We start from the raw sequence: 18,062 nt of genomic DNA on the forward strand, positions 1-18,062 counted from the left end.
AATCCCAGAAAACATTAAAGAACAATTAATCGTAGAGTTGTACAACAAATAATAATTGACTTAGTCGAAATTTATGGCAATATTTAATTTTCAGAAGCCCGATAAAGTTATCATGATCGATTCAACCGATTTTGAAGGTAAGTTTGAATTCAGACCTTTAGAACCAGGATACGGATTGACCGTTGGTAATGCACTTAGAAGAGTTTTGCTTTCAGCATTAGAAGGTTATGCAATTACATCTGTCCGCATAGAAGGTGTAGATCATGAGTTTTCTACTATCTCAGGAGTTGTTGAGGACGTTACCGAAATTATTCTTAATCTTAAACAAGTACGTTTCAAACGTCAAATTGAAGATATAGATAATGAAGCAGTTACTATTTCTGTTTCAGGTAAAGATCAATTGACAGCTGGTGATTTTCAAAAATTTATTTCAGGTTTCCAAGTTTTGAATCCAGAACTTGTTATCTGTAATCTTGATCCAAAAATCAAACTGAACTTCGATTTAACGATCGAAAAAGGTAGAGGATATGTTCCTGCTGAAGAGAACAAAAAACAGAATGCTGCAATTGGAACCATTTTTACTGACTCAATTTTTACTCCGGTAAAAAATGTGAAGTATGCAATTGAAAACTTCCGTGTAGAGCAAAAAACAGATTACGAAAAATTAGTTTTTGAAATAAAAACGGATGGTTCGATCAATCCAAAAGATGCGCTTACAGAAGCTGCCAAGGTTTTAATTCACCATTTCATGTTGTTCTCTGACGAAAGAATTACACTTGAGGCTGATGAAATCGCACAAACAGAATCGTATGATGAGGAATCATTGCATATGAGACAATTGCTTAAAACTAAGCTTGTTGATATGGATCTGTCTGTAAGAGCATTAAATTGTTTGAAAGCGGCTGAAGTTGATACACTTGGTGATTTAGTATCGTTCAATAAAAATGACCTAATGAAATTCCGTAATTTCGGTAAAAAATCTTTAACGGAACTAGATGAACTGGTTGCAATTAAGAATTTAAACTTCGGAATGGATTTAGCAAAATACAAACTAGATAAAGAATAATTTACTTCATATTTTGCTCTCCATAATGGATTGTAGCAAGATGAAGTTAAAATAAATTGGTCATGAGACACGGAAAAAAATTCAATCACCTTAGCAGACAGACTGCACATAGAAAATCTATGTTAGCTAATATGGCTTGTTCTCTTATAGAGCACAAACGTATTAATACTACTGTTGCTAAAGCAAAAGCGCTTAAACAATTCGTTGAGCCTTTAATAACAAAATCAAAAACTGATACGACTCACAATCGTCGTATTTGTTTCGCTTACTTACGTAGCAAATATGCGGTAACTGACTTGTTCAGAGACGTAGCTGCTAAAGTAGGTGACCGTCCAGGTGGATACACTCGTATCATTAAAGTTGGAAATCGTTTAGGAGATAATGCTGATATGGCAATGATCGAACTTGTAGATTTCAATGAACTTTACAATGGTGGTAAAAAAGAAGTTAAAAAAGCAAAAAGCCGTCGTGGTGGTAAAGCTAAGAAAGCAGACGAAGCTACTGAAGCTCCAGCTGCCGAAACAGAAACAACTACTGACGCTGCTGAATAGTTATGAAAATAATCATTCAATAAGAATCAAGGATAAGCTATTTATAGTTTATCCTTTTTTTTTGCTTTTTTGGAAGCAAAACTATTGTGGTCTTATTCGCCTGAGTTCCTGCTGTTCGCTCTATCTTTTACTTTATAAAGAATAAAGTAAAAGGATACCGCTGCCATCAGGGCTGGTTTAGCACTTATAATTTTCATAATAAATTTCAAAAGTTTGTTTCCATTGCATTAAAGAATTAAATTTGCACAATATTTAACTACAAATGAAATATACAACAAGACAAAGCGCCATACTTTTATTAAGTGATGGAACCATTTTTCACGGGAAATCAATTGGAATCAGGGGAACCACTTTCGGGGAAGTTTGTTTCAATACAGGGATGACCGGTTATCAAGAAATTTTTACAGACCCTTCTTACTTTGGACAAATAATGGTAGCTACCAATGCGCATATTGGGAATTATGGTGTCAATGAAAAAGAAGTCGAATCATCTGGGATTAAAATATCCGGATTGGTTTGTAAAAACTTTAGTTTTAATTATTCTCGTGCCGACGCATCAGAAAGTTTAGAGGATTATTTTATCAAAGAAAACCTAATCTGTATCTCTGATGTAGACACAAGGGCCTTGGTTAGTTACATAAGGGATAATGGCGCAATGAATGCCGTTATCTGTACGGACGGTTCTTCTGTTGAGGAATTAAAAGCAGCACTGGCAAACGTGCCAGACATGAAGGGATTGGAATTAGCATCAAAAGTGTCTACCAAAGAACCTTATTTTTATGGAGACGAAAATGCAGCGTATAAGATTTCTGCTTTAGATTTAGGTATCAAGACAAATATCCTGCGTAATCTAGCAAAAAGAGACTGTTATATTAAAGTATTCCCTTTCGATTCATCTTATCAAGATATGACTGAGTTTAACCCAGACGGTTATTTCTTGTCAAACGGGCCCGGTGACCCTGAGCCACTTGCAAGTGCGATTCAAGTAGCAAAAGAAATACTCGAAAATAATAAACCATTATTCGGAATCTGTTTGGGGCATCAAGTAATTGGTTTGGCAAACGGGGTTTCAACTTATAAGATGTTTAATGGACATAGAGGAATAAATCATCCTGTAAAAAATATAATTACAGGAAAAGGTGAAATTACTTCTCAAAATCATGGTTTTGCTGTAAACAAAGAAGAATTGGACAATAATCCAGACCTAGAGATTACACATCTTCATCTTAACGATGGAACAGTTGCCGGGATGCGCATGAAAAATAAAAATTGTTTCTCCGTTCAGTACCATCCGGAAGCAAGTCCAGGACCTCACGATTCGTCGTATTTGTTTGATCAATTCATTGAAAACATAAAAGGATAGATAACAGTTGTCGCTCCAAAGCCCAAGAACTTAAAATATTTAGGTCTGATTTTTTAATAAAGTCAGACCCTTTTTTTATGAAGTTGTTTTCAATTACATTCCAAAAGGATAAGTTTCGGGGATTTGGTTGCCTTCCGGTTGAATGTGCAACGGATGTAATGCGGTCGTTTCATCAATATAAATAAAAGCATCATATCTCTTTGGTAGTATCGTTGGAACGTAGTTTCCGTATCTTTCGTGCTCCGGATTGTATACCACCCCTATTGCTCGATGCCCGATGTAGTCAGAAAGGCTTTTTTCTTCTCGTACGGTATTCATTAACAATAACCTATTTTGGTCATTGCTGGCAAGATGAAATGCATGCTCCCAACTTCCTTCCACCGCCTCGGGGACTTTTATTTTTCTCATTTCATCTCCCCAGTTTCGTCCTGCTACCACGCTTCCTTTGTATGAACCAAAACCTACAGCTATTACTCCATCAGTGGCATATTCCTCTTTCAGCAATTGCCCCACATTTACCATTCCTTCTGACGCCATATCGGTAGCTCGCGCGTCGCCAATGTGAGTATTGTGTTCCCATACGATCACTTTCGATTCCTCGCCATGAAATTTCAAGAGTCTTTCTATAGTGGAAACCATGTGCTCATCGCGGATATTCCAAGAGGCTGAACCTCTTTTTATCATTGCGCGGTAATATTTTTCTGCATTTCTCGCTATGAATGCATTTTGCTCCGTACTCATTACGTTTTCAGCATCCGAATTGTAGTTAGGCACATTTTTTCGGATTTCGGTAAGCATGGTAAGGATTTCTTTTTCGCATAATACCGGAACAAATGCAGAAGCTCTAGCGTAGGATTGGCCTTCGTCTTTGGAGTAAGGCTCAAAACATTCCATAGCTGTTTTTGCGACTTCCAATGCTTTGGGATCATTTTTTTCTAGATATTGAATGATCGAATTCATTGATTCGCTAAAACTGTAAACGTCCAGTCCGTAAAACCCGATTCGTTTATCGGCGGCCAATTTCGCATTGTGCGCTTTCAGCCAATCTATAAATGCTGCCGTTTCCCAATTGGCCCACATCCAAGTAGGCCATCTTTTAAATTCATTCATAACACCGTAAATGTCCCTTCCTGAATTCAGGTAGCCCTTAGCGTATCGATTTAAGCGATAACAATCTGGCCAATCTCCTTCCACTCCCACAAATGAGAATCCTTTTTCTTGTATTAGGCGTTGCGTTATTTTTGCTCTCCAAGTATAGTATTCGTGTGTTCCATGAGACGCTTCGCCAAGCAGCACGTATCTGGCATCTCCTATGTAGTCCATCAGAGGATCTAGATCTTTTAAATTTTCCAATGGCGTGGAATGACTCTTTAATAATTGGACTATTTGAGTTGAATTATTCGGATTATTTAGTGTTCCCATCTCATTTTTTTTTAAATGAAAAATTATCTTGTAAAAACAGTTTGGAATAGTTTTTATTCATATAAATTTACGGTAATTAACTGGTAATAAGATAATTATGATGTTGATTTATTGTTAAAAATATAATTGGCCCTGATTTAGCGGCTGTATTTCATTGTCGCGAGTTTGACTCGATTTTTCAATAAAAAACGGGAACTGTTAACCTGTTTTATGTAAAAGATGCCAATTCTTTGTTTTTAAAAAAGAATTATAACGTTTTCGTTAATAACATTCATTATTTTAATAATATCATTTAAAAAGATAGGATATATTTGTAGTATTAAAATTTTAAATAAAGTAGTATGAGTATTATTATCAAAATTCACGCAAGACAAATTTTCGATTCGAGAGGAAACCCTACTATTGAAGTAGATGTAGTTACGGAAAATGGAGTTTTGGGAAGAGCGGCAGTCCCATCTGGAGCTTCAACTGGAGAACATGAGGCTGTAGAATTACGTGACGGAGGAAAAGCCTTTTTGGGAAAAGGAGTTTTGAATGCGGTGAAAAATGTTAATACCGTTATTGCTGAAGAATTGTTGGGAACGTCGGTTTTCGAACAAAATTTAATCGATCAAACGATGATTGAGTTGGACGGTACTCCGAACAAGTCAAATTTAGGGGCAAATGCAATTTTAGGCGTTTCTCTAGCTGTTGCAAAAGCTGCCGCTAATGAGTTAGGTCTGCCATTATACAGATACGTGGGTGGAGTTTCTGCAAACACATTACCTGTTCCAATGATGAATATCATCAACGGAGGATCCCATTCCGATGCGCCAATCGCATTTCAGGAATTTATGATTTTTCCCGTAAAAGCGACTTCTTTTACTCAAGCAATGCAAATGGGAACCGAAATTTTTCATAGCCTTAAAAAAGTATTACATGATAGAGGACTTTCAACTGCAGTAGGTGATGAAGGTGGCTTTGCACCAAATTTAGCCGGTGGAACAGAGGATGCATTAGATACGATCAAAAAAGCCGTAGAGATTGCAGGATATACTTTTGGAGACGAAATTATGATTGCTCTTGATTGTGCTGCTGCAGAATTTTATGTGAACGGAAAGTACGATTACTCTAAATTTGAAGGAGTAACGGGTAAAATAAGATCTTCCGCTGAACAAGTGGACTATCTAGCTGAATTGGCCGCTAAATATCCAATTATCTCCATTGAAGACGGTATGGACGAAAATGACTGGGATGGATGGAAATTGTTGACCGAAAAAATTGGCGATAAAGTACAATTGGTAGGAGATGATTTGTTTGTTACAAACGTAAAACGTTTATCTACCGGTATAGAAAAAGGAATCGCAAATTCTATTCTAATCAAAGTAAACCAAATTGGTACCCTGACCGAAACAATCGCGGCTGTAAACATGGCTAAAAATGCGGGCTATACTTCAGTAATGTCACACCGTTCAGGAGAGACAGAGGACAACACGATTGCTGATTTAGCAGTTGCTTTGAACTGTGGACAAATTAAGACAGGTTCAGCGTCTCGTTCCGATCGTATGGCAAAATACAACCAATTGCTAAGAATAGAAGAAGAATTGGGAGAAACTGCTTATTTTCCGGGTAAAAATGCCTTTAAAATAAAATAATATTTCAATTTTATATTTTAAAAAGCCATTCGCGTCAAACGAATGGCTTTTTTATTGAATTTAACAATATCAGTGACAATTTCTCTTTTTAATTCATCTTATTATCCTTAGATTTGGTAAATTATTAAATATAAAGATTTATTTGCAAAATATTATGTCAAAAACAGCTACAATAGAAATTGATGGTAAGAAATATGAGTTTCCAATAATTAAAGGAAGCGAAAACGAAGAGGCTATCGATATTAAACAATTAAGAGATTTAACTGGGGTAATCACTCTTGACCCAGGGTATAAAAATTCAGGTTCTTGTACCAGTAAAATTACATTCTTGGATGGAGAGCTTGGGATTTTGCGTTACAGAGGATATTCAATTGAAGACTTGGCCGACAAAGCTGATTTTTTGGAAGTTTCATTTCTTTTGATATTTGGGGAATTGCCAACAGCAGCTCAATTGAAACAATTTGAAGTTGATATTAGAAAATATACGTTAGTCAATGAAGAAATGAAAAGCATCATTGATGGTTTTCCTAGAACAGCACATCCGATGGGTGTTTTGGCTGCTTTGACTAGTGCTTTGACAGCGTTTAACCCTAAATCGGTAAATGTTGACAACGAAAAGGAAATGTATCAGGCCGTTTGTAAGACTATGGGTAAATTCTTGGTTATTGCAACATGGACCTACAGAAAAAGTATGGGTTATCCTTTGAATTATTACGATAATACCAAAGGTTATGTCGAAAACTTCATGGACTTAATGTTCAAGTTACCAACGGAGCCTTATAAAGCAAGCCCAATAGTAATTGATGCTTTGGATAAATTATTCATTCTTCATGCTGATCATGAGCAAAATTGCTCCACTTCAACGGTTAGAATGGTGGGTTCTTCTCATGCTGGGTTATTTGCATCTATATCTGCGGGTGTTTCTGCACTTTGGGGACCTCTTCATGGTGGTGCGAATCAGGCCGTTCTTGAAATGTTGGAAGAAATTCACAAGAATGGTGGGGATACGGATGTGTATATGGCTAAAGCCAAAGATAAAAATGATCCATTCCGCTTAATGGGATTTGGACATAGAGTTTACAAAAGTTTCGATCCAAGAGCGCAAATCATAAAGAAAGCCGCAAATGAGGTTTTAGAAACTTTGGGAGTCGATGATCCTATTTTGGCTATAGCCAAAAAATTAGAGGAAGCGGCGTTGGAAGATGAATATTTCAAATCTAGAAATTTATATCCAAACGTAGATTTCTATTCTGGAATCATTTACCGTGCATTAGGTATTCCTACTGATATGTTTACCGTGATGTTCGCCATAGGACGTTTACCGGGCTGGATTGCACAATGGAAAGAGATGCGTGAAAATAAAGAGCCAATTGGAAGGCCAAGACAAATATATACAGGCGCTACCTTAAGGGATTTTAAGAAGCCTGAATAAAAAAAACGGAATTAAAAAGCTTCACTAACTGGTGAAGCTTTTTTTTTATCTTTGCTCTAAATTTTATATAAATATATGCTAGAATTAAAAGTAAATAACGAGACTTCAAGGTTGAGAGCTGTAGTGTTGGGAACTGCGGTTAATAATGGTCCAACTCCTTCTGTTGATGAAGCCTATGATCCGAAATCACTGGAACATATTTTAGCAGGAACCTATCCGTTGGAAAAAGACATGGTCATTGAAATGGAGGCGTTTAATAAAGTGCTCCAGAAATATGATGTAACTGTTTTTAGACCGGAATTAATTGAGAATTACAATCAGATATTTACCAGAGATATAGGCTTTGTCGTTGATGGGATATTTATTAAATCGAATATTTTGCCTGAACGCAAAGGGGAGTTAGATGCAATCCAATATGTGATTGATCAAATTGACCCTGTAAAAGTGGTCAGACCCCCTGAAGAAGTTCATATTGAGGGTGGTGATGTTATGCTTTGGGACGACCATATTTTTATTGGTACCTATAAAGGAAGTGATTATGCGTCTTATATTACGGCCAGAACAAATTTACAGGGAGTGCAGTTTATTAAAGATTTATTTCCAAATAAAATTGTTAAAGAATTTGATTTGGTTAAATCCAAAATTGAAGCAAGGGACAATGCCTTGCATCTGGATTGTTGTTTTCAACCGGTGGGTACTGATAAGGCGATTATATATAAAAATGGGTTTCGTGAAGAAGCAGACTATATCTATTTGATGGATCTTTTTGGGGAAGAAAATTTATTTCATATCACAAGGGAAGAAATGTATAAAATGAATTCAAATATTTTTTCTATTGATTCCAATGTGGTGGTTTCCGAGAAAAACTTCACTAGGTTAAACAATTGGTTGCGTGCAAAGGGATTCACAGTAGAGGAGATTCCTTATGCCGAGATTTCTAAGCAAGAAGGTTTATTACGATGCTCCACTTTGCCGTTGATTAGAGATTAATTTTATACCGCAAAAAACAAATAATAAAGAAAACATGAAACAAACGACAAACTCCATATTAATGATTCGCCCAGTTGCGTTTAGAATGAACGAACAGACGGCGGTAAACAATTATTATCAAAAAGTGTTGGATGGCCTTTTGCCGGCTACCGTAAATGCAAAAGCACAACAAGAATTTGATGCTTTTGTTGAAAAACTAACGGCTGTAGGTGTTGATGTAACAGTGGTGGATGACACCTTGAATCCGGATACGCCAGATAGCATCTTTCCTAATAATTGGATTTCATTCCATGAAAACGCCGACGTAGCTTTATATCCTATGTTTGCCAAGAACCGTCGTGAAGAACGGCGTGAGGAAATCTTGGATATGTTAGAAGAGAAAGGATTTAAAATAGAAAACATTGTTGACTATACTGAAGCGGAAGACGATGGGTTCTTCCTTGAAGGTACAGGTAGTCTGCTTCTTGATAGAGCGAATGAGAAAGCATACTGCGCCATGTCACCCAGAGCTGACGAGGAACTTTTTATAGAATTCTGTGAGGATTTCGATTATGCTCCGGTACTGTTCGAAGCTTTTCAAACGGTAAATGGTGAAAGAAAATTAATCTATCATACCAATGTGATGATGTGTTTAGGCGAAACCTTTGCCGTAATTTGTGCAGATTGCATAGATGACAAAAAGGAGCGCAAAATGGTTTTGGACAATCTGAAAAAGGACAACAAAGAAATCATTTTAATCACAGAGGACCAAGTCAATAATTTTGCCGGGAATATGTTGGAAGTGCGTGGGGCTGGAGATAAAAGATATTTGGTGATGAGCACGGCTGCACATCAGAGTTTGACTGCTAAACAAATAGGGCAGTTAGAGAAACATGCTACGATACTTAGTTCAAGTCTAGATACTATAGAAGCATGCGGCGGCGGAAGCGCCCGATGCATGATGGCGGAGATTTTCCTTCCAAAAGCATAAAAAAAAGACCTTCAGAAATGAAGGTCTTTTTTTTGCGACAATGTTTTTTACATTAAATTAGTTTGAACTATCGTTATTATCGAGCTAATAATATATTGTACCCCAATTGCAATCACAATAAAGCCCACGATTCTTGAAATGGCCACAATTCCTGAAGCCCCTAATATTTTAGCCAAATAATGAGCACTTCTTAGGGTAATAAAAATGGCAACGGCAACGGCTAGAATAGCTAAAACCGAAATGACAATTTCTAGCATTTCGTGGTGTTCATGGTAAAAGGCAATCAATAAGGAGATTGATCCGGGACCGGCCAACATCGGAATAGCCAGAGGCGTTAAAGCAATGTCATTTCTTCTTTGGGCATCGTCCTCCACCTCTTTACTTACGCCTCTTTTCTTGTTAAAATTCCCTGTAAGTAGCGAAAATCCCGACGTGGCGATAATAATACCACCCGCAATACGGAGCGCCTCAATGCTAATTCCGAAGAAAGACAAAACATATTCACCGAAAAAGAAAGAGATTACCAAGATGAGAAAAACGTTTATGGCCGTCCATAATGAAATGCGGGAGCGCTCTTTTTTATCATCGTCCATCGTAAGTCCCACAAAAATGGGAACAGTCCCTATTGGGTTCAAAACGGAGAACAGAGCGGCAAATAAATAAATAAAAAGTTCCATGTTTTTTTGCGAAATTAGGAGATTGAGTAATGTAAACAGCACGTCAAATATTAATAAAATGTTATAATTAAAATGATTCCAGCTTTTTATGTTACCAATTGAAAACGAAAGATATTGATTAAAAATGAAAAGGGGCTATAGTATTTTATTACTTTTGCAAAAAATAATAATTCAGAAAATGAAAAATAAAAAAACGGTAGTTTTAGGAGCTACCACAAAACCCGAACGATACGCATGCAAAGCAATAGAAATGCTTGTGGATAAAGGGCATTCGGTATTGGCAATTGGTCAGAATGCTGGGGAAGTGGCGGGAATAAAAATCAAAACTAAAGCAATTCCTTTATCTAACATTGACACGATCACCTTATATTTAAATCCGGCGCGTCAACGCGACTATTACAATTATATAGTGGAAGCTAAACCAAAGCGTGTGATTTTTAATCCTGGAACCGAAAACCCTGAGTTATACCAGCTTTTGGAATTAAACAATATCAAGGCAGAGGTGGCATGCACATTAGTGTTGTTGACTACTAATAGGTATTAATTTTTTCGGGAGCTAATTCCTGCTATCCGTTTCAATCTTTTCCTTTTTTAAGAAAAAAAGGAAAAGGATTTACACTTCTATCAGGCTAAAAATCTAGAAACTCATTTTCTCGGAGGTTGGTTTGCTAATCACCAGCAAACCAATAAAGGTGATTAGACCGTTGATAATAATGAGCTCATTGTCAAAAACGTATCCGAAAAACAATGTTTTCGAATTTTCGCTAATCAAAAAGGTTAGTGCTGGAGACAATAGGCATATTAATGGTACAAATTTATCTCTGACCTTTTTTGATTTCATGAAAAGTCCAAAACAGTACAACCCCAATAATGGTCCATAGGTGTAGGAAGCTACTCTAAATATCATTCCCACAACGGAGCTGTCATTGATGACGTTAAAAAATACAATCACCAGAAACATTAAAAAACAGAAAACAAGATGAACAAAATGTCTTGTTTTGACAGCGTTGGTTTTATTTGCATTTTCAGTTTTATCCATTGCTAAGAAGTCAACACAGAATGAAGTCGTAAGTGCAGTAAGTGCTGAATCAGTAGTAGCAAATGTTGCAGCTGTTAATCCTAATAGGAAAACTACAGATGGAATTAGGGTTAGGTGATGAAAAGCAATTTCAGGAAATAGCAAGTCAGTTCTCGGTTTTCCCGTAACCAAATCTGTAGGGACTTCGATACCATTTTTACCGGCATAGATATAAAGCAAGGCGCCAACACTAAGAAAGAAGATGTTGATCATCACAAATATGCCCGTGAAGGTAAACATGTTTTTTTGGGCTTCGCCAATGGTCGCGCAGCTCAGGTTCTTTTGCATCAGGTCCTGGTCTAATCCTACCATGGCAATCGTGACAAATATCCCTCCCAATATTTGTTTTACAAAGTGGAATTTGCTGGAAATAAAATCTTCAAAGAAAAATATTTTCGAATAATTGCTGTTTTTGACGGCTGAAAACGCTTCAATTACATTCAGGTCCATACTTCGGCATATGAAATAGATGGTCATGAAGACCGAAGTGACTAAGAAAAAGGTTTGCAAAGTGTCCGTAATGATAATGGTTTTTAAACCGCCACGATAAGTGTAGGCGAAAATTAAGGCCAATGAAATCAGGACGGTCGCGGCAAAGGGGATACCGTAAAAATCAAAAACATAACGCTGCAGGACAATCACAACCAGATAAAGCCTGAAGGCGGAACCGATAGTTCTGCTTATCAGGAATATCGTGGCAGCAGTTTTGTAGGAGTAAGTCCCCAATCGACGTTCTATATAGCCATAAATTGAAGTCAAATTCATTCGATAATACAATGGCAACAGGACTTTGGCAATAAGGATAAACCCAATTGCGTTTCCCAGCACAAACTGGAAGTATTTGAATTGTTCTCCGCTTGGCGCCCCCACTTCTCCAGGTACCGAAATGAAAGTCACGCCAGAAAGCGCCGTTCCAATCATTCCAAAAGCGACCAAGTACCACTTCGAATTCTTATTGGCTTTAAAAAAAGCATCGTTTCCGCTGTCTTTTTTACTGGTGAAATGGGAAATTGTAAATAATATCCCGAAATAAACTACGATAAGGGAGAGTATGGCGAATGGAGTCATTTTGTCGATTTAGTGCGGCCAAAATACAATTTTTTGTTTAATCGGATATTTCTTGATTCAGAAATTTAAAAAAGAGCTGTTTTAAGTTAGGGATTAGGCATTTAACGAAGCAAACAAATAAACAAATTGCTACATTTGCAGTTATGGAATTTTCATCAAAATTAATAGAAAAAGCGGTTAATGAAATAGCCCAATTGCCGGGAATAGGTAAAAGAACCGCCTTGCGATTGGTGTTGCATTTATTGAAACAGCCCAAAGAGCAAACTGGTTTTTTGGCTCAAGCGTTAATGAACATGCGAGAGGACATTAAGTATTGTGAGAATTGTCATAATATTTCTGATAGCTCGGTCTGCGAAATCTGTTCCAATAAGAACAGGAATCACCAAATCGTTTGTGTTGTGGAAGATATTCGAGATGTAATGGCTATTGAAAACACGGGGCAATACCGGGGCATTTATCATGTCTTGGGCGGTAAGATTTCGCCCATTGACGGAGTGGGGCCGAGTCAGTTGAAAATTGTCACGTTGGTTGAAAAAGTAAAATCGGGCAGCGTCAACGAAGTGATTTTTGCTTTAAGCTCAACGATGGAAGGGGATACCACCAATTTTTATATCTACAAACAAATTGCCGATGCAGATATTGTTATTTCCACAATTGCTCGAGGAATTGCCGTAGGAGATGAATTGGAATATGCCGATGAAGTTACTTTAGGCCGAAGCATATTGCAGCGGGTTCCGTTTGAAAAGTCGTTTAAAAATAATTAATTCGCTTAATAAATTGTTAAACTTTTAATATAATAAATGAAAAGCTATATTTGTTACCTAAAACATTAAGATGAAGAAGTGCGTTTTCTTTTTATTCATAAGTATCAGCTTAGTGCTTACGTCATGTATTCCAACTCAGGATTTAATTTATTTACAAAAAAAGGATAGTGCTGAAGTGGAGAACTCAATTTCTGCCGTAATGGCAAAACCATACAGATTGCAAACCAATGACGTGTTGAGCGTAAGCATCAAAGCGATCGACCCGAAACTGGTGGCGATTTTCAATACGACAAATCAAGGTGAAGCGGGAAAGTCAGAATCGGGATTGTATTTTGAGGGCTTTACCGTTGATGACCATGGTAACATAAGAATGCCAGTTTTAGGGGATTTAAACGTGATTGGTTTTACTTTGGATGAAGTAAGAGTAAAAATTGAGAAACAATTGCTTGCCGACTATTTTAACAAGGAAGCTAATATTTTCGTGATCGTAAAACTAGCCGGTTTCAAATATACCATTAACGGGGAGATAGGGAGTACGGGAACTAAAACCTTGTACCAAGAGAATGTATCTATTATGGAAGCTATCGCAAATGCTGGCGATATTACCATAACCGGCGATAGGAAAGCCGTCACAATCATCAGGAAAACGCCTACCGGGGTCCAAATGCATGATCTGGATCTTACGGATATAAAGGTGATGAATTCGCCTTATTTCTATTTGCAACCCAATGATTATGTCTATGTTAAACCATTGAAACAAAAAACATGGGGTACGGGTAAAACGGGGATAGAATCCTTCGGTACCATTACCACATTGTTCTCATTGGCGACAACAATCTTCTTTTTACTATTTAAAAATTAAAACAGAAATCAAAGAATGTTAGATATAAAAGATTTTTCGATTTTTGAAAATCAGGTAAGCTTTGACTTTAAAGGGTTTTTGATTAAAATCGGAAGCTACTGGAAATGGTTCTTGTTGAGTTTGCTCATCACTTTTACGATCGCCTATCAGGTGAACATTCGTAAAGGGAAAATATATGGCATGGAAACGCTTATTTCCGTAAAGGAAGAAAGCAACCCTCTTTTTACTTCCAATACCAGTTTGGTCTTCAACTGGGGAGGCACTTCTGACCAAGTACAAACCATTTCGACCACTATACAGTCAAGATCTCACAATGAGTTGGTAGTCGATAAGTTGCAATATTACATTGATTATCTGGTTCAGGGAGAGTATAATATGGAAGATGCTTACGGTGCGGTTCCTTTTTATGTGCAGATCGATAAATCCAAGGGGCAAATCGCCGGCAAGCAGATAGGAATCACTTTTGTGAGCGATACGGAATATGAGATTACGATGCCATTTGAGACCAACTCAGTATCCCTAATTAACTATTCAGATAATTCTTATAGTAACACTTCAGTTGTAGTCGGGGATTTTGTCAAAAGATACAAGGTGGGAGAACAAGTTTCGCTCCCTTTTTTAAATTGGAAATTACAAATAAATGACGAGCCCGGTTTCTACAAGGGGAACCAATATTTTGTACAGTTTAATGATTTTAATGGCACAGTGGCTCGCTATAAAGGTGTAAATGTGAGATCTGATGACAAAGGGGGCTCGATCATTACGCTAGCTATGCAAGGTTCAAACAAGGCAAGAATGGTTGAATATCTGAATTCGACCGTAAAGATGCTGATTAAAAGGCAATTGGATAGCAAAAACCAATTCGCGACAAACACGATTTCGTTTATTGACAGCACCTTGGTTGCCATGGAATCGCAGTTGAAAGAAACCGGCAATGAATTGAAATCATTCAGGAAAGACAAGAATATTTATGACATAGAACAGGGCGGTGCGAAATTTTCGGATAAGATGCTGGAATTCGATGTTAAGAGAGACGAGGTGACCCGCAAGATCACCTATTACAACTCGTTGAAATCATATTTAAAAAACAGCGTAGATTATTCTAAACTACCGGCGCCATCAGTAGCTGGAATTGAAGACCCAAATGTGGTTGTTAATGTTTCAAAGTTGATCTCGCTTTCCACCCAAAGATCAGAAATGGCTTATGCCGTAAAAAGCGATAAGATATTCAAGGATTTTGACAATCAGATGGAAGCCATTAAAAATGTATTATTGGTTAATATTGCTTCCGCAAAAGCCGAATTGCAATTTGACCTGGCAACGGTGAACAGCAAGATTAGTCAGACTGAAAGTACCATTAAGGACCTTCCGGATGACCAGCAAGAACTGATTAAGATAAAACGGAAGTACGATTTAAGCGATAACATCTACAGCACATTTCTTCAAAAAAGAAGTGAGGCAGATATTGTTAAAGCGGCAAATCTATCCGACATCCATTTTATTGATCCTGCAAAAGACGTGGGTGGAGGTTTAGTAGGCCCAAAGACTTCAGTGAATTATGTATTGGCATTGTTCCTTGGTATTCTGTTTCCTTTACTTTTTGTATTCTTTATTTTCTTTATCAATAATTCCATTCAGAACACTGATGACATTAATAAACTGACACAAATTCCTTTAATTGGGGTTGTTGGTCTCAACAAGGAAATCTCCGAATTGGCGGTTTTTGACAGGCCAAGGTCGGCCTTGTCAGAGTCTTTCAGGGCTATCCGTTCTTCATTACAGTATTTGTACAAGCAGAAAAACCTAGATGGTGCAAAAACGCTGATGATTACGTCATCTGTCAGTGGGGAAGGAAAAACATTCTGTTGCATAAACATAGCGACTGTTTTTGCTTTAAGCGGGAAAAAGACGGTTGTTATCGGACTGGATTTAAGGAAGCCTAAACTGTACGAGGAATTTAATTTATCTAATGATGTTGGAATCGTAAATTACCTGATCAGACAAAAAAGTCTGCAGGAAATCATTAATCACACCCAGATTCCAGATCTGGATGTTATCCTGTCAGGGCCGATACCGCCCAACCCGTCGGAATTGATTATGGGAGATTCCATGGCCGAATTAATTGAAGAATTGAAGAACACCTATGACTATATCATTTTGGACACACCACCGGTGGGACTGGTGTCAGACGCATTAGAACTGTCTCAATATTCCGATGTTACATTATATATCGTAAGACAGAATTTTTCGAAGAAAGAAATGATCACCTTGCTTAACAATAGGATAAAAAGGGGCGAATTGAATAATGCGTCCATTATTTTCAATGGCTTTGAGAATAAGGCCAAGTACGGTACCGGTTACGGCTATGGCTATGGTTACGGTTACGGCTACGGGACATATTCAAATGGGTATGATGATGAAGGGGATGCCAAAACATTTATTCAAAAAACGGTCAAAAAAGTCCGCAAAATATTAAGCATATAAATAGATTAGCTAATGATGAAGGAAGTAACAGGAAGTACGATACTAATCACAGGAGGGGCAGGATTTATAGGTTCTAATCTAACCGAATATTTTTTATCAAAAGAGCATAAGGTGGTGTGTTTAGATAATTTCGCCACCGGGCACAGACACAATATAAAGGATTTCATAAATAATCCCAATTTTCGTCTGATTGAAGGAGACATACGCAATGCAACCGATTGCAGTAACGCAGTCAAAGGAGTGGATTACGTATTGCATCAAGCCGCTTTGGGGTCTGTTCCGCGATCCATCAATGACCCGGTTACGACCAATGACGTTAATGTCTCAGGATTTTTAAATATGCTGGTAGCTGCAACGGATGCCAAGGTAAAGCGTTTCGTGTATGCCGCCAGTTCGTCTACATACGGAGATTCTGTCGGATTGCCAAAAGTAGAAGAAGTCATAGGGAAACCGTTGTCTCCATACGCCATAACCAAATATGTAAACGAGTTGTATGCTGATATTTTTAGCAAAACCTACGGATTGGAAACTATTGGCTTGCGTTATTTTAATGTTTTTGGTAGAAAACAGGATCCTAAGGGCGCTTACGCAGCAGTGATACCGAAATTTGTGATGCAGTTGATGCAACATGAAAGCCCTGTAATTAATGGGGACGGGAACTACTCGCGCGATTTTACCTATATTGATAATGTCATTCAAATGAATGAATTGGCGATGTCTACCGAGAACGATTTGGCCGTGAATACGGTTTACAATACGGCCTACGGGGACAGAAACACATTGAATGACTTGGTAAGCTACCTGAAGGAATTTTTATCGAAATACGATCCCGAAATAGGGAATGTTGCCATTGAGTACGGTCCCAATAGAGCGGGGGATATTCCGCATTCTTTAGCCAGTATTGATAAGGCGAAGGAATTGTTGGGCTATGCGCCAAAATTTTCCTTACAAGCGGGACTGGAAGAGGCTGTGGAGTGGTATTGGAAAAATTTGCGTGAATAATTAATTATGAATTATAAGTTATGAATGATGGATTGTTAATGATGGATGATTACAAAAGAATGATGTACGATATTAATTGTTAAACTAGAGGAGTTAAATTAGCGAATAGAAAAAATAAGAGAATGAAAATTACAAAAATTTGTTGCATTGGGGCTGGATATGTTGGTGGACCAACTATGGCTATTATTGCGCAAAAATGTCCGCAGATACAAGTTACTGTGGTAGACTTGAACGAAGAAAGAATCGCGGCTTGGAATGATGAGAACGTTGATAATATTCCGATTTACGAACCGGGTTTATCAGAGATTGTTAAGGAAGCCAGAGGCAAAAACCTGTTTTTTTCCACCGATGTCAACAAGGCCATCGACGATGCTCAAATCATTTTCATATCAGTGAATACGCCTACCAAAACTTATGGAAAGGGAAAAGGTATGGCAGCCGATCTGAAATATATTGAATTATGCGCCAGGCAAATTGCTAAAATCGCCAAAGATGATAAAATTGTAGTTGAAAAATCTACGTTGCCGGTTAGAACTGCCGAGGCCATCAAAAGCATTTTGGACAATACCGGAAATGGGGTCCAGTTTCAGATTCTTTCCAATCCGGAATTTTTGGCTGAAGGAACGGCGGTGCAAGATTTATTGAATCCAGACCGAATATTGATTGGCGGCGATACCACCAAAGAAGGACAAAAAGCAA

15 protein-coding genes and 1 pseudogene are annotated in these 18,062 nt (G+C 37.6%); 13 read left to right on the forward strand and 3 right to left on the reverse strand.

What is annotated here, in order from left to right:
- Positions 1 to 73: 73 nt before the first annotated feature.
- The 3 genes from VIH09_RS02255 (at position 74) to carA (ending at position 2,980) form a co-directional block, all read left to right on the forward strand.
- Positions 74 to 1,066: a DNA-directed RNA polymerase subunit alpha gene (locus VIH09_RS02255; RefSeq protein WP_040473601.1), complete on the forward strand. Its 993-nt coding sequence runs from the start codon at positions 74 to 76 to the stop codon at positions 1,064 to 1,066.
- A 62-nt stretch (positions 1,067 to 1,128) separates the two neighbouring features.
- Positions 1,129 to 1,617, forward strand: a complete 489-nt coding sequence (rplQ, locus tag VIH09_RS02260) for a 50S ribosomal protein L17 (RefSeq protein WP_040473600.1) — start codon at positions 1,129 to 1,131, stop codon at positions 1,615 to 1,617.
- 262 nt (positions 1,618 to 1,879) lie between these two features.
- A complete protein-coding gene (carA, locus tag VIH09_RS02265; RefSeq protein ID WP_331577454.1) occupies positions 1,880 to 2,980 on the forward strand; it encodes a glutamine-hydrolyzing carbamoyl-phosphate synthase small subunit in 1,101 nt (366 codons plus the stop codon).
- Positions 2,981 to 3,073: 93 nt separating this feature from the next.
- Here carA and VIH09_RS02270 read toward each other — a convergent pair whose 3' ends face one another.
- Positions 3,074 to 4,402: an erythromycin esterase family protein gene (locus tag VIH09_RS02270; RefSeq protein WP_331577456.1), complete on the reverse strand. Its 1,329-nt coding sequence runs from the start codon at positions 4,400 to 4,402 to the stop codon at positions 3,074 to 3,076.
- Positions 4,403 to 4,743: 341 nt separating this feature from the next.
- Here VIH09_RS02270 and eno point away from each other — a divergent pair, with 341 nt between their 5' ends.
- The 4 genes from eno to ctlX all read left to right on the forward strand — a co-directional run bounded on the left by eno (position 4,744) and on the right by ctlX (position 9,428).
- Positions 4,744 to 6,036 (forward strand): phosphopyruvate hydratase, encoded by a 1,293-nt coding sequence (gene eno, locus VIH09_RS02275; RefSeq protein ID WP_331577458.1) that lies wholly within the window; start codon positions 4,744 to 4,746, stop codon positions 6,034 to 6,036.
- A 154-nt stretch (positions 6,037 to 6,190) separates the two neighbouring features.
- Positions 6,191 to 7,468, forward strand: coding sequence for a citrate synthase (locus tag VIH09_RS02280; RefSeq protein WP_331577460.1), 1,278 nt, complete (start codon positions 6,191 to 6,193; stop codon positions 7,466 to 7,468).
- 75 nt (positions 7,469 to 7,543) lie between these two features.
- The gene (locus tag VIH09_RS02285; RefSeq protein ID WP_331577462.1) at positions 7,544 to 8,458 is read left to right on the forward strand and encodes a dimethylarginine dimethylaminohydrolase family protein; all 915 of its coding nucleotides are present in this window, start codon (positions 7,544 to 7,546) and stop codon (positions 8,456 to 8,458) included.
- Positions 8,459 to 8,492: 34 nt separating this feature from the next.
- Positions 8,493 to 9,428 carry a citrulline utilization hydrolase CtlX gene (ctlX, locus tag VIH09_RS02290; protein WP_331577464.1) on the forward strand — a complete coding sequence of 312 codons (936 nt, stop codon included), beginning with the start codon at positions 8,493 to 8,495 and terminating at the stop codon, positions 9,426 to 9,428.
- 47 nt (positions 9,429 to 9,475) lie between these two features.
- On the opposite strand, the gene VIH09_RS02295 is transcribed toward ctlX, so the two are convergent.
- Positions 9,476 to 10,105, reverse strand: a complete 630-nt coding sequence (locus VIH09_RS02295; RefSeq protein ID WP_331577466.1) for a MarC family NAAT transporter — start codon at positions 10,103 to 10,105, stop codon at positions 9,476 to 9,478.
- A gap of 178 nt (positions 10,106 to 10,283) precedes the next feature.
- Between VIH09_RS02295 and VIH09_RS02300 the strand changes: the two genes are divergently transcribed.
- A complete protein-coding gene (locus tag VIH09_RS02300) occupies positions 10,284 to 10,649 on the forward strand; it encodes a CoA-binding protein (protein ID WP_331577468.1) in 366 nt (121 codons plus the stop codon).
- Positions 10,650 to 10,742: 93 nt separating this feature from the next.
- On the opposite strand, the gene VIH09_RS02305 is transcribed toward VIH09_RS02300, so the two are convergent.
- A complete protein-coding gene (locus VIH09_RS02305; protein ID WP_331577470.1) occupies positions 10,743 to 12,251 on the reverse strand; it encodes a sodium:solute symporter in 1,509 nt (502 codons plus the stop codon).
- 143 nt (positions 12,252 to 12,394) lie between these two features.
- Between VIH09_RS02305 and recR the strand changes: the two genes are divergently transcribed.
- The 5 genes and pseudogenes from recR to VIH09_RS02330 form a co-directional block, all read left to right on the forward strand.
- Entirely contained in the window at positions 12,395 to 13,015 is a 621-nt protein-coding gene (gene recR / locus VIH09_RS02310) for a recombination mediator RecR (protein WP_331577472.1), read from the forward strand.
- A 70-nt stretch (positions 13,016 to 13,085) separates the two neighbouring features.
- Positions 13,086 to 13,877 (forward strand): polysaccharide biosynthesis/export family protein, encoded by a 792-nt coding sequence (locus VIH09_RS02315; RefSeq protein ID WP_331577474.1) that lies wholly within the window; start codon positions 13,086 to 13,088, stop codon positions 13,875 to 13,877.
- A gap of 15 nt (positions 13,878 to 13,892) precedes the next feature.
- Positions 13,893 to 16,361, forward strand: a complete 2,469-nt coding sequence (locus VIH09_RS02320; protein ID WP_331577476.1) for a polysaccharide biosynthesis tyrosine autokinase — start codon at positions 13,893 to 13,895, stop codon at positions 16,359 to 16,361.
- A 12-nt stretch (positions 16,362 to 16,373) separates the two neighbouring features.
- Positions 16,374 to 17,363: an SDR family oxidoreductase gene (locus VIH09_RS02325; RefSeq protein ID WP_331577478.1), complete on the forward strand. Its 990-nt coding sequence runs from the start codon at positions 16,374 to 16,376 to the stop codon at positions 17,361 to 17,363.
- 122 nt (positions 17,364 to 17,485) lie between these two features.
- Positions 17,486 to 18,062 (forward strand): annotated as a pseudogene (locus VIH09_RS02330) (nucleotide sugar dehydrogenase); the annotation flags it as partial.

The organism is Flavobacterium sp. (genome assembly GCF_036515215.1).
Lineage (GTDB): Bacteria > Bacteroidota > Bacteroidia > Flavobacteriales > Flavobacteriaceae > Flavobacterium.

Bases quoted from the DNA above. Each gene is read 5' to 3' on its own strand.
- VIH09_RS02255 (WP_040473601.1), top strand. From the start codon at position 74: ATGGCAATATTTAATTTTCAGAAGCCCGATAAAGTTATCATGATCGAT.
- rplQ (WP_040473600.1), top strand. From the start codon at position 1,129: ATGAGACACGGAAAAAAATTCAATCACCTTAGCAGACAGACTGCACAT.
- carA (WP_331577454.1), top strand. From the start codon at position 1,880: ATGAAATATACAACAAGACAAAGCGCCATACTTTTATTAAGTGATGGA.
- VIH09_RS02270 (WP_331577456.1), bottom strand. From the start codon at position 4,402: ATGGGAACACTAAATAATCCGAATAATTCAACTCAAATAGTCCAATTA.
- eno (WP_331577458.1), top strand. From the start codon at position 4,744: ATGAGTATTATTATCAAAATTCACGCAAGACAAATTTTCGATTCGAGA.
- VIH09_RS02280 (WP_331577460.1), top strand. From the start codon at position 6,191: ATGTCAAAAACAGCTACAATAGAAATTGATGGTAAGAAATATGAGTTT.
- VIH09_RS02285 (WP_331577462.1), top strand. From the start codon at position 7,544: ATGCTAGAATTAAAAGTAAATAACGAGACTTCAAGGTTGAGAGCTGTA.
- ctlX (WP_331577464.1), top strand. From the start codon at position 8,493: ATGAAACAAACGACAAACTCCATATTAATGATTCGCCCAGTTGCGTTT.
- VIH09_RS02295 (WP_331577466.1), bottom strand. From the start codon at position 10,105: ATGGAACTTTTTATTTATTTATTTGCCGCTCTGTTCTCCGTTTTGAAC.
- VIH09_RS02300 (WP_331577468.1), top strand. From the start codon at position 10,284: ATGAAAAATAAAAAAACGGTAGTTTTAGGAGCTACCACAAAACCCGAA.
- VIH09_RS02305 (WP_331577470.1), bottom strand. From the start codon at position 12,251: ATGACTCCATTCGCCATACTCTCCCTTATCGTAGTTTATTTCGGGATA.
- recR (WP_331577472.1), top strand. From the start codon at position 12,395: ATGGAATTTTCATCAAAATTAATAGAAAAAGCGGTTAATGAAATAGCC.
- VIH09_RS02315 (WP_331577474.1), top strand. From the start codon at position 13,086: ATGAAGAAGTGCGTTTTCTTTTTATTCATAAGTATCAGCTTAGTGCTT.
- VIH09_RS02320 (WP_331577476.1), top strand. From the start codon at position 13,893: ATGTTAGATATAAAAGATTTTTCGATTTTTGAAAATCAGGTAAGCTTT.
- VIH09_RS02325 (WP_331577478.1), top strand. From the start codon at position 16,374: ATGATGAAGGAAGTAACAGGAAGTACGATACTAATCACAGGAGGGGCA.